The organism is Streptomyces anandii JCM 4720 (assembly GCF_014650655.1).
In the GTDB taxonomy this organism is placed as follows: Bacteria; Actinomycetota; Actinomycetes; order Streptomycetales; family Streptomycetaceae; genus Streptomyces; species Streptomyces anandii.
In genome coordinates this window covers 48,124-59,968 of sequence record NZ_BMVJ01000026.1, presented here as the reverse complement: position 1 = coordinate 59,968, position 11,845 = coordinate 48,124, and the positions used below count along the sequence as shown (strand labels likewise).

At 75.0% G+C, this 11,845-nt stretch carries 9 protein-coding genes; 4 read left to right on the top strand and 5 right to left on the bottom strand.

What is annotated here, in order from left to right:
• Window positions 1–353: 353 nt before the first annotated feature.
• The 3 genes from IE249_RS31380 to IE249_RS31370 all read left to right on the top strand — a co-directional run bounded on the left by IE249_RS31380 (window position 354) and on the right by IE249_RS31370 (window position 4,740).
• A complete protein-coding gene (locus IE249_RS31380) occupies window positions 354–2,021 on the top strand; it encodes a protein phosphatase 2C domain-containing protein (protein WP_189710280.1) in 1,668 nt (555 codons plus the stop codon).
• Window positions 2,022–2,138: 117 nt separating this feature from the next.
• On the top strand, window positions 2,139–3,881 hold the full coding sequence (locus IE249_RS31375; protein WP_189710278.1) for a pyruvate dehydrogenase: 1,743 nt from the start codon (window positions 2,139–2,141) through the stop codon (window positions 3,879–3,881).
• A gap of 400 nt (window positions 3,882–4,281) precedes the next feature.
• Complete coding sequence (locus IE249_RS31370) at window positions 4,282–4,740, top strand: ATP-binding protein (RefSeq protein WP_189710276.1); 459 nt, start codon at window positions 4,282–4,284, stop codon at window positions 4,738–4,740.
• Window positions 4,741–4,824: 84 nt separating this feature from the next.
• Here the strand turns inward: IE249_RS31370 and IE249_RS31365 are convergent, their stop codons facing one another.
• Both IE249_RS31365 and IE249_RS31360 read right to left on the bottom strand, forming a co-directional pair.
• A complete protein-coding gene (locus IE249_RS31365; RefSeq protein ID WP_189710274.1) occupies window positions 4,825–5,862 on the bottom strand; it encodes a DUF2637 domain-containing protein in 1,038 nt (345 codons plus the stop codon).
• A 281-nt stretch (window positions 5,863–6,143) separates the two neighbouring features.
• Complete coding sequence (locus tag IE249_RS31360) at window positions 6,144–6,977, bottom strand: (2Fe-2S)-binding protein (RefSeq protein WP_189710272.1); 834 nt, start codon at window positions 6,975–6,977, stop codon at window positions 6,144–6,146.
• Between the two features lie 165 nt (window positions 6,978–7,142).
• On the opposite strand from IE249_RS31360, the gene IE249_RS31355 reads away from it, so the two are divergent.
• A complete protein-coding gene (locus IE249_RS31355) occupies window positions 7,143–8,021 on the top strand; it encodes a GntR family transcriptional regulator (RefSeq protein WP_189710270.1) in 879 nt (292 codons plus the stop codon).
• 536 nt (window positions 8,022–8,557) lie between these two features.
• On the opposite strand, the gene IE249_RS31350 is transcribed toward IE249_RS31355, so the two are convergent.
• From IE249_RS31350 to IE249_RS31340, 3 genes are all read right to left on the bottom strand, one after another.
• Window positions 8,558–9,067, bottom strand: a complete 510-nt coding sequence (locus IE249_RS31350; RefSeq protein WP_189710268.1) for a DUF2231 domain-containing protein — start codon at window positions 9,065–9,067, stop codon at window positions 8,558–8,560.
• A 149-nt stretch (window positions 9,068–9,216) separates the two neighbouring features.
• The gene (locus IE249_RS31345) at window positions 9,217–9,990 is read right to left on the bottom strand and encodes a hypothetical protein (RefSeq protein WP_189710266.1); all 774 of its coding nucleotides are present in this window, start codon (window positions 9,988–9,990) and stop codon (window positions 9,217–9,219) included.
• Between the two features lie 143 nt (window positions 9,991–10,133).
• Window positions 10,134–11,845, bottom strand: a 1,712-nt coding sequence (locus IE249_RS31340; protein WP_229859646.1) for a PucR family transcriptional regulator, incomplete at its 5' end; no start/stop codon positions are given.

The window sequence follows — 11,845 nt, the reverse complement described above, 5'->3', positions numbered from 1 at the left end:
CCGCGCGTGGCGGAAACCGGCCACGGCGCAAACCCGCCGCAGGACATCATCGCCGTACCCGCGGTCACTCTGACAAGGTGGCGCCACCGGATCACCTGTGGATCTTCCCGGTGTCCGGTCGGGTACGTGGCCTGCGCGGATCAGGGGATCCGGCGCCGGGTCGCCCAATGCCGCCGGGTGGTCTTCCCGTGGGGGGTGGGATCACCCGGCGGCTTTGTGCCGTACCGGTAGTCGCACCGATAGTCGTACCGGTATTCGATGGTTCACTCGGTGAGGTGTTCGAGGGGTGAGCACCCACCGGATTTTCCGGATGCCCCGTTTTCATACCGCCCGCGCGGTGGACAATTGGGGGCATGAGCCAGCAGGGGGGAAGGCCCACCGGTCACGAGGACGACTGGTGGCGGCAGTTGTACGACGACTCCACCGAGGACACCGGCGCCACGGCCGCGGCCGACTCCCTGGACGACCGTTTCGCCTCGGCGGCGGGCACGGTGGGCGGGGGGCCGCAGGCGTCCCCGGAGGACCGCCGACCGCCCCCCGCGCCGGAGCCGCCGACACCACCGCCCGGGCCGCCGACACCACCGCCCGCTCCGCCACCGACGTCCGGGCCACCGCCGCGGCCGACATCGGCGCCCGCGTCGGCGTCGGCGTCCACGCCCGGGCCGCCCCCGCGGGCCTCGGCGTCCGCACCCGCGTCGGCACCGCCGCCCAGGCCCGCCTCCGCGCCCGCGTCCCCGCCGGCGCCCACGCCCACGGCGACCGTCCCGGCGCCCCGCACCGAGCCGGCCGGTGAACCGCCCTCCGAGGCGGACCCGGATCCCCAGGATCCCCGGGGGCCCGACTGGTGGCTCCGCACCCCGTGGGAGACCCCACCGCCGCCCACCCCCGCCCTGGCCCCGGTGAGCCCCGCCTCCGCACCCGCCCCGGCACCAGAGCCCGTACCCGCTCCGGAACCGGAACCCGCGGCCACCGCACCCGAGGGCACCGCACCCCCGTCCGCCTCCGCACCGGACGCCGACGAGTCCCCGGCGGGTCCTCAACTCCCGCCGCCCGCCCTCGACTACATCGGTTCCGGGCCTCCCACCTACGACCCCGAACCCACCGCGCTGCCGCCCGCCGACCCGGACGGGCTGGACGACCTGGTGCCGGACACCGTGCTGGACGGCGCCCGTTACGGCGCCTGCACGTTACGGGCGGTGTCCCTGCGCGGCGACTCCGCGCGGTACCGGGGCGAGCCGCGCCGCGACGCGCTGCTCACCGCGAGGTTCGGCTCGGGCGAACAGGCGCTGGTCCTCGTCGCGATGGCCACCGGCACCCGCGCCGCCCCCGCCGCGCACCTCGCGGCCGCCGAGGTGTGCCAGTGGATCGCGCGGGCGGTGGGCCGCAGTCACGCCCGGCTGGTGGAGGACATCCGGGCCGCCCGGCGCGGCGACCTGAAGTCGGGCCTGCACCGCCTGACCGACCGCAGCCTCGGCAGGCTCCGCGCCGGCGCCGCCGAACAGGGCGTGGCGCCCGACGAGTACGCGGCCAGCCTGCGCTGTCTGCTCCTGCCCGCCGACCCCGAGTGCCGTACGCGGGTCTTCTTCGGCGCGGGGGAGGGCGGGCTGTTCCGCCTGCGGGACGGCGAGTGGCAGGACATCGAGCCCCGGGTCCCCGAGCCGGCCGGCGCACGCCGGGCGGCCGGGGACGGCGTCCCCGCCGAGACCCCCGAGGGCGACCGGCTCACCATGGACCTCGGGATCACCACCTCTCCACCCGGCACTCCGTACGAACCGGACCCCGGGCCGCCCCCCGAGCCCTTCCGGTTCCGCGCCTCCGTAGCCCGGCCGGGTGATGCGCTGCTGATGTGCACCGGGGGCCTCGCCGACCCGCTGCGGGGCGAGCCGGAACTGTGCGCGTACCTGGGGCGGCGGTGGTCCGGGCCGACCCCGCCCGGTCTGGCGGCCTTCCTCGCCGACTCGCAGGTGCGGGTGAAGGGGTACTCGGACGACCGTACGGCCGCGGCCGTGTGGGAGGCGTGACGGCCCGTGCTGTGAATTCATGGACGCAGGAGAACCAGGAACCCAGGAGCACCAGGAACCCAGGAGAACCGGGAACCAAAAGGAATCCGCGGGAGACCGAAGGGGCGTCCGTCAGCCATGGCCAAGCAGAACGTCGCAGAGCAGTTCGTCGACATCCTCGTCCGCGCCGGAGTCAAACGTCTGTACGGAGTGGTCGGGGACAGCCTCAACCCGGTCGTCGACGCGGTCCGCCGCAACGCCGCGATCGACTGGATCCACGTGCGCCACGAGGAGACCGCCGCCTTCGCGGCCGGGGCCGAGGCGCAGATCACCGGTCGGCTGGCGGCCTGCGCCGGTTCCTGCGGCCCCGGCAACCTGCACCTCATCAACGGCCTGTACGACGCCCACCGCTCCATGGCCCCGGTCCTGGCGCTGGCCTCGCACATCCCCTCCAGCGAGATCGGCCTCGGCTACTTCCAGGAGACCCACCCCGACCGCCTGTTCGCCGAGTGCAGCCACTACAGCGAGCTGATCTCCAGCCCGAAGCAGATGCCGCGGCTGCTGGACACCGCCATCCAGAACGCGGTCGGCCGCAGCGGGGTCAGCGTGGTGGCCCTGCCCGGTGACATCGCCGGCGAGCCTGCCCCGGAGAAGGCGGCCGAGACCGCCATCGTCACCTCCCGGCCCACCGTCCGGCCCGGCGACGACGAGATCGACCGGCTGGTGCAGATGATCGACGAGGCCGGCAAGGTCACCCTGTTCTGCGGCAGCGGCACGGCGGGCGCGCACGCCGAGGTGATGGAGTTCGCCGGCCGCGTCAAGTCCCCGGTGGGACACGCGCTGCGCGGCAAGGAGTTCATCCAGTACGACAACCCGTACGACGTCGGGATGAGCGGTCTGCTCGGCTACGGCGCCGCCTACGAGGCCACCCATGAGTGCGACCTGTTGATCCTGCTCGGCACGGACTTCCCGTACAACGCGTTCCTGCCCACGGACGTGAAGATCGCCCAGGTCGACGTGCGGCCGGAGAACCTCGGCCGCCGCTCCCGGCTGGACCTGGCCGTGTGGGGCGATGTGCGCGAGACGCTGCGCTGCCTGATCCCGAGGGTGAAGGAGAAGAAGAACCGGCGGTTCCTGGACCGGATGCTCAAGAAGCACGCGGACGCGCTGGAGGGCGTGGTCAAGGCGTACACGCGGAAGGTCGACAAGCACGTCCCGATCCATCCGGAGTACGTGGCCGCCGTGCTCGACGAAGTCGCCGACGACGAGGCCGTGTTCACCATCGACACCGGGATGTGCAATGTGTGGGGCGCCCGGTACATCTCGCCCAACGGCCGCCGCCGCATCATCGGTTCCTTCTCGCACGGCTCGATGGCCAACGCGCTGCCGATGGCGATCGGCGCCCAGTTCACCGACCGCGGCCGGCAGGTCGTCTCCATGTCGGGGGACGGCGGATTCTCCATGCTGATGGGCGACTTCCTTACGCTGGTGCAGTACGACCTGCCGGTGAAGGTGGTCCTGTTCAACAACTCCTCGCTGGGCATGGTTGAGTTGGAGATGCTGGTCGCGGGCCTGCCCTCGTACGGCACGGCGAACACCAACCCCGACTTCGCCGCCGTCGCCCGCGCCTGCGGCGCGTACGGGGTGCGGGTGGAGCGGCCGAAGGATCTGCCGGGTGCGCTCAAGGAGGCCTTCCGGCACAAGGGCCCGGCGCTCGTGGACGTCGTCACCGACCCCAACGCGCTGTCCATCCCGCCGAAGATCAGCGCCGAGATGGTGACCGGGTTCGCTCTGTCCGCCTCGAAGATCGTGCTGGAGGGCGGGGTGGGCCGAATGCTGCAGATGGCGCGTTCCAATCTGCGCAACGTTCCCCGGCCGTGAGGGCCGAAAGCGTCGTACTCCGGCCAAGTTGGCGCGCGGCCGCCGCGGGCGTCCCGGGGGCGCGCGGGGTGTCCGCGGGACGGCGCGGCGGCCAGTCGGCGCGCCGTTGTTTACCCGAATACGACCGGATCGGCACGTGCGCATGGGCAGTTGGGCGCAGTCCACACGGCCCGGCCCGTCCCGCCGGAGTCGACGCGGGGCCGGAAACGGGTGTCCGGGGGCCCGTGCGGCGGCGGTGGGGCGGTGTGCCGGTGGCCGAACACCCGGTCGTCGGCGACGGGCGATGACTGGCGCGTGCCCGACGGGGCATGGATCCCCGTGAACGTGTTCGAGCTGGAGGGGAACCGACATCGGCACGCGGGCGGGGGTCATGAAGAGGCAGGCACGAGGGGGCGGTCCCATGATGGTCGGGGCCTCCTCGGCTAAGACGGTGGAGGAAGAGACCGACGGGGTGACGGCGGGGCCCTGCGCGCCCCAGCTCAGGCGCAGACTGGGACGGGCGGATCTGAAGGCGGTGCCCGAGGCGCGCCGGGCGCTGCGCGAGCTGCTGCGCCACTGGGGGCGGCCCGGCACCTCGGAGGTCGCGGAACTGCTCGCCAGCGAACTGGTCACCAACGCGCTGGTCCACACCGATGACGACGCGATCCTCACGGCCACCGTGTCGCCGGGTCAACTGCGCGTCGAGGTGCGGGACTTCGTGTCGCGTCGACCGCGGCCGAGGCGGCAGGCGGGCGAGGAGGACACCAGCGGCCGGGGGCTGGTGCTCGTGCAGTCCCTCGCGGATGCCTGGGGCGTGAGCCCGCACGGGGTGGGCAAGTCCGTGTGGTTCGTCCTGGGCGCGGGCGCCGGCGCCGCGTGAACGGAAGCGGGAGGGGGCGCGGCCCGCGGGCCGCGCCCCCTCCCGGAGTGCGTCACCGGATCCGGCCGGAAGCCGGGGCCGGGCTCATCCGAACTGCTGCTCCAGGTCCTTGAGCTTGCGCTCCAGGGAGTCCAGCCGCGGCAGGGCCATCGTGTCGTCCTCCGCGGTGAGGTCGACGGTGATCGGGTCAGACCCCTTGCGGACGGGCTGCAGGGAGGGACGCGCGCGGACGGGCAGTTGTTCCGCGGGGGATATGGCAGGCTCCGCGGTGACCTGCGAGGAACCCCGCTCCAGGGCCTGCGCCTCCACCTGCCGGCCGCCCCGGCCGACGAAGCCGCGGTGGCCCCGGCTGATCGCCTTGAGCTGGGCGCGCTCCACGCGCTCCTGCTCGCGTCGCAGCCGCCGCCGGTCCTCCTTCTGGCGCCGGTCCTCGCGCACCTCCTCGACCGCCTCGTCCAGGCTGCGCACGCCCTCGAGGAGCATGAGCGACCAGGCGCGGTACGTCTCGCGCGGAGCGCGCAGCCAGCGCACTATGCGGATCTGCGGCAGCGGGCGCGGCACGAGACCCTGCTCGCGCAGGGCGGCGCGGCGGGTCTGCTTCAGGGCGCGGTCGAAGAGGACCGCCGCCGACAGGGACATCCCGGCGAAGAACTGCGGCGCGCCGGCGTGGGCGACGCCCCTGGGGGCGTGCACCCAGTTGAACCAGGCCGCGGCGGCGGCGAACATCCACACGAGTATCCGTGAGCCGAGGGCCGCGTCACCATGGCTGGCCTCGCGCACCGCGAGCACGGAACAGAACATCGCCGCACCGTCCAGGCCGAACGGCACCAGGTACTGCCAGCCGTCGGTCAGGCCGAGGTTCTGCTCGCCGAAGCCCACCAGGCCGTGGAAGGAGAGCGCGGCGGCGACCGCCGCACAGCAGAACAGCAGGACGTAGGAGGCGGTTCCGTAGACGGCCTCCTTGCGCCTGCGGCGCTCCTCGCTGCGCTCCCACGAGTCGTCCGCGCTCGTGCTCTCCCCGGACCGCTTGCCGCGCGCGAGCACCGCCACCGCCGCCAGCACGCCCAGGAGCAGCACGGCGCCCGGAAGCAGCCAGTTCAGCGATATGTCGGTCAGTCTCATCTAGGGGTCCCTTGCATTGGGATAGGGCGTAACGCCCGCCATAGTGGCCCAACCCCATCGGCCCTCAGGGGGTTTCGGGGCAAGAGGCCGCCAAGGAAGTGCAAGGGATTGCCCAGGGCGGCGTTCTGCTCGAACTGCCGCTTGAGGGGCGGGAGTTGAGTTCGAATAAGACTACCCGTACAGGTGGTTCCACGGAAAGTTCCCGGGACCGGTGAGGAAGTTGTGAATCACCTGCGGGCGGTGTGGGGATCCCGCTCCGGGCGATCTTACGTGACGGCCGGTCAGCAGGCGGACCCGGCCGTCAGTTTGGCGATCCGGTCGGCGTCGCGGGTGCGTGGACAGGTCGTGCAGGTGTCCTCGGGGCGCACGGTGTAGAACATGCAGCAGCTGGCACGGTCCCGGGTCGGCAGGCGCTCGCCGTCCGGGCCCGTCAGCTCGCGGAAGGCCGCGGAGCCGGCGTAGGGGCGCGTCGCGCCGGGCAGCAGCAGCTCCAGCTCACGCCGGGCGCGCTCGTCCTCGCCGAGCAGGTGGGCGACGTACCAGAGGCCCTCGACGATATCGTCGGTCGCCATGCCCCACAGGGCACGCCCGCGGCGCCGCATGCGCGGTCCGAACGCGGCGAGGACGGGCTCCAGGTGCTCGGCGGCCGCCGCGCGCAGCTCGGCGCGCAGGGCCTCCTCGCCGGGCACGACGCGGGCGCCGGGGAGGGCGGCCGCGGGGTCGCCGGGCAGACAGGCGAAGGAGCGGGGGCGTACGGCCATGCGGCCGGCCGCGCGGTCGTACCAGACGTGCGTCGCGGGGAGGCGGGGCACCCTGCGGTGCAGGAACCAGGGGACGGTGAACAGCAGGCAGGCCGGCCAGGCGTAGCGGTGGAGTCCGAAGCTGGCCACGACGTCCGGGCGGGCCCGGGTGCCGTAGTCGTGCAGTATCTGCGCCTCGTCCTCGGCGAGGAAGGCGTCCAGGCCGGGGCCGCCCGCCGCGAGGGCGGCCGCGCCGGTCCAGCCGCCGCCGGCGGGGGCGGGATCGGCGGGGTCGAGCTCGGTGACGGCCAGGCCGGGGAAGGCCTCGGTCAGACGGGCGTAGGCGTCCGCCACGGCTGAGGGGTGCACGGGCATGCCGAACCGCCGATCCGCACTCGAACGTGGGTCATTTAAGGTAAGGCTTACCTTACTTCACTTGAACGGGCTGTGAACCATTGGCCTGGAGCGCCTATGGTGCTTGACGGGTGAGTAACAACCCGTCGTAATGACCGCAAGCACTCCCAAGTCCGGAGGAGGACCGTGAAGCAGGGCGCGCAGGACTCCGCCGGCACCGGGACCCAGGAGGTCGGAACGGGCCGGGTGGCCCCGGCGGCCGGGGTGCCACGGCAGCCGGGACCGGGGGACCGCGGGCGCGGACGGGACGACGCCCCGACCGCGGAGGCCGCTCGCCGTGAGCCCGTCCGGGGCGAGCGCACCGGCGGCGAGCGCACCGGGAGTGAGCCCACCCGGGGTGAGCACACCCACGCCGAGCCGCCCCCGCCGCGGCCCCGCCCCGTCGTGCGGCGCTCCTCCGTGCGAGGGCAGGTCCTCGACGCGCTGCGCACCGCGCTGCTCGCCGGGGACCTGAAGCCCGGCGAGGTGTACTCCGGGCCCGCTCTGGGGGAGCGGTTCGGGGTGTCGGCGACGCCCGTGCGCGAGGCGATGCAGCAGCTCGCCCTGGAGGGCGCCGTCGAGGTGGTGCCCAACCGCGGTTTCCGGGTGGTCGAGCGGGGGGCGCGCGAGCTGGCGGAGCTCGCCGAGGTGCGGGCGCTGATCGAGGTCCCGGTGGTCCTGCGGCTCGCCCGTACGCTGCCGGCCGAGCGCTGGGACGCCCTGCGCGCACCGGCCGAGGCCACCGTCCGCGCCGCCGCCTCCGGCTGCCGGGCCACCTACGCCGAGTCCGACCGCGCCTTCCACCGCGCCCTGCTCTCCCTGGCCGGCAACGCCCAGCTCACCGACGTCGCCGAGGACCTCCACCGCCGCGCCCAGTGGCCCCTGACCGCCGCCACCGCTCGCACCGACCTCCTTGCGGACGCCACGGCCCACACCACCCTCCTGGACGCCCTGACCGCCGGTGACCTCCCCCTCGTGACCCGCCTCCTCCACCAACACCTGACCCCGCTCCACCAGGAGCCCTGACGCCGCCCACGCGAGATCCGGCCCACGCACAGGTGCGCCCCGCGCCCTGCGCGGCGCACCTGGCGGCGGTCGCGCCGGCGGGCCCTGGCCCGGCGCGTGGGCGAGGTCCGGGCCGGCGGGCCGGGCGTGGGCGGCGGTCCCGGGGGTGATGCGGTGCGTACCCGCCGACGAGGCCCGCCTTGCGGCCGTCGCCCGCTCTCGCGGGCGGACCGGCTGTGGCCGGCGCGGTCCGCGGCCGTGCTGCTGCGGCCCGCGGCGGTCCGGGGTGGGCACGGGGCCTGTCGGCGGGGCGGCCGGGCGCGTGGCGCTCGTGCCGCCGCCGGGCGGGGTCCGCCCCGCGCGCAGGTGCGGCCGTTGCCGTCCGCGTGCGAGGCGGTGGTGGACGCGGGGGCGGTGATTCACGTGTCCAGCCGCCCGCGGGGCGGGCGGCACGGGGGGGGCGGGGTCTGTGGCCGCGCCGTCGCCGGCGCGTGGGTGAGGGCGGACACGGGTGTGGCCCGGCCGGATGGCCGGCCGGGCCGCGGCTGCGGGTGGGGTCAGTCGTCGCCGCCCTTGGTGGCGGTCTTGGAGTAGGCGTCGTGCCAGGCGGCCTTCGCGCCGGAGTCGCCGATCCGGTAGACCGTCACGACCGCGCCCGCGGCGATCGCCACGGAGAGGACCGCCGCGGCGACGCGGATCACCAGGCCCGCGCCCGAGCGGGGGGCTTCGGCGGCCTCCGGGGCCGGGGTGCGACGGGCGAGCCACCAGACGCCGGCCGCGAGGACGAACAGGCCCAGCGCCCAGGGAAGCATGCCGTCGCCCAGTTCGGCGTGCCGCCGCACCAGCGGGTCGCTGTCCACGTGCCGCTCCAGCCACTCGCCGGCCTGCGTGGCCAGCGGGACGCTCACCAGCGTGACGAGGGCGAGCAGCGGCAACGCGAGGCCCAGGCGCCGGGCGCCCTGCGGCCACAGCGCGCACACCACCAGGACCAGGGCGGTGAGGGGGACCAGGACGACCACGACATGGACCAGCAGCACGTGCGCGGGCAGGCCGTTGATCAGGCTCATCAGACGCTCCTCCAGGGGCGGCCGTGGGGGGTGCACGCGGCGGGACGGGGGGTACCGGGACGTACGTCAGTTCCGTCCGCGTGTTCGGGCGCGTCAGCCTGGCACAGCAACCTCTCAGCTTCCTCTGAGCACGTCGCGCACCGCACGGTTCAGGCCGTGGCCGCCCCCGCGGCCGGCGGCGAGGGGCTCAGCTGCCGGGCCAGCCACGTGGGCACGCCGCCCAGCAGCCGGAACAGCCGTCGCGCCTCGTCCCGCAGCCGGGACGCCTCCGGCTCCGCCTCCGTCTCGGCCAGCGAGGCCAGCGCGGGGGCCGTGCCGACGAGGTACCCGAGCTCCTCGCGGATCCGCAGCGACTCGGCGAACCCGTGCCGCGCTTCCGCCAGCTCTCCCTCCCGCAGCGCGAGTCCGGCCAGATGCCGCCAGGTGAAGGACAGCAGCAGCGGATCCGCGTGGGCGGTCGCGCCCGCGTGCGCGCGGCGGTAGGCGGCGCGCGCGGCCTGCGGGGAGCGGGTCAGGTTCTCGGCGATCAGCCCGCGCCGGAAGTCCAGCAGGGCCCGCCCCGGAGCCCCGGGCGCGAGCAGCGCCGCCGCACGCCCGAGCGCGGCCCGCGCCTCGTCGGCCCGGTCACGCACCCCGTGCAGCGTGGCCGCGTAGGCCAAGTACCCGCGTTCACAAGCGGCCGCGCCCCGCTCCTCGTCGTCGTGGGCGAGCGCCTCCGCCGTGCGCAGCGCGTCCTCGGCGTCCTCCCAGCCGGCCTCGGTGTAGAGGCACCGCTCCACCAGCAGCACGGTTCTCTGCAGGGCGGCGGCCGCGGTGGCCCCCGGCAGCAGCGCGGCGGCGTCGGTCCAGCACGCGCGTGAGCGCAGCCGCCATACCGCGGTCTGGAGTGGATCGTCACCAGGGGTCGTTCCGTTACCAGACATGGCGGTATGCGCCACGTTGCCCTCCCCGAGCACGCCTTCGAGCCTTGAGTGGTGGCGGCATCTCAGCACGAATCCCGGCGCCCGGCCAAGAGGATGGGTGAAAGATTTCACAAAGTCGTGCGACGGCCGGCGCCCGCCGACCCTCAACTCATGCGCAGCGCCAGGAAGAAGTCGAGCTTGTCCTCCAGCCGCGAAAGGTCACGCCCCGTCAACTGCTCGATCCGTCCCACCCGGTAGCGCAGCGTGTTGACGTGCAGGTGGAGCCGGGTGGCGCAGCGCGTCCAGGAGCCGTCGCAGTCGAGGAACGCCTCCAGGGTCGGGATCAGTTCGGCGCGGTGGCGGCGGTCGTAGTCGCGCAGCGGGTCCAGCAGCCGGGCGGTGAAGGCGCGTCGCACGTCGTCGGGGACGAAGGGCAGCAGCAGCACGTGCGAGGCCAGCTCCTGGTGTCCGGCCGCGCACACCCGTCCGGGCCGGGCCGCCGCGACCCGGCGGGCGTGCCGGGCCTCCTCCAGCGCCCCGCGCAGCCCCTCCGCCGAGTGCACGGCCGCGCTGACGCCGAGTGTGAGCCGCCCGTCGCCGTCGAGCCCGGCCGACAGCGGGTCCCGTACGGCGGCGAGGAGCGCGTCGGCGAGGATGCCCGGCTCGGCGCCGTCGCCCTCGGCCGGGACGGCCGGCAGCGGCACCAGCGCGACCGCCTCGTCGCCGGCGTGCGCGACCGCTATCCGGTCGGAGGGCTCGGGCCCGGTGGCGCGGGGGTCGACGAGGATCTCCTCCAGCAGCGACTGGGCGACCGGGCCGGTCCCCTCCGCCTGGCCCTCCCACTCGACGCGGGCGACGACCACCTGCCAGTGCGGGGCCGATCCGAGGCCCGGCAGCAGCACCGGCGCGGCGACCCGGAGGCGGGCCGCGATCTCGGCGGGCGGCGCGCCCGTCTGGACCAGCTCCAGCACCTCCTGGGCGAGCCTGCGGCGCACCGTGCGGGCCGCGTCCCGGCGGTCTCGCTCGACCGCGATCAGCTGGGTGACGCCGTGCAGCAGGTCGAGCCGCTCCTCGGGCCAGTCGCCCGCGTCCGCCTCCACGGCCAGCAGCCACTCCGACAGCACGCTCTCGCGCGCGTCCGGCCCGCTCGGCGCGGCCTGCCCCGCCTGCCCGGTCTGCGGTGCCCGGCCGCCGCTGCGGATGGGGAAGAGGGAGTACGTCGTCGCGCCGAGCGTCACCCGGTGGGGACCGCGCCGGCCGGTGCGGGCGGCCGCCAGGTGCTCGGCGGCGAGCCGGGCGCACAGCTCGGCCGGCAGGGCGGGGCCGGCCCCGGGGCCGGACGTCTTCGGGCCGGCGACGAGCCGCCCGGCGGGGGAGAGCAGCCAGGCCCGCAGGTCCAGGTCGGAGCCCAGCAGATCCAGGACGACATCGGGGCCGCCGCCCGCAGGACCGGAGGTCATCATCCGGCGGTGCCGGTCCACGACGGCCGCGAGGTCGCCGGCCCGCTCCCCGGACACCTGCCGCACGACGTGCTCGGTGATCGTCGCGAACGCCACCGACTCGTTGACCGCGAACAGCGGCAGCCGGTGCCGGGCGCAGGCCACCACCAGGTCCTCGGGCACCTCGCCCAGCTCGGCCTCGCCGGCGGCGAGCGCGACCACGCCGGCCTGCACGAGGATTCGTACGAACGGCTCGGAGTCGGCCGCGTCGCGGCGCCAGGCCAGCCCGGACAGCACCAGTTCCCCGCCGGAAAGGTAGCGGCTGGGGTCGCGCAGGTCGGTGGTCATGACCCCCCGGACGGTGCGGTCCAGCTCGTCCTCGCCGCCGAGCAGCTTCAGGCCCAGCGCGTCGGTCTCCAGCAGTGCGCGCAGCCTCA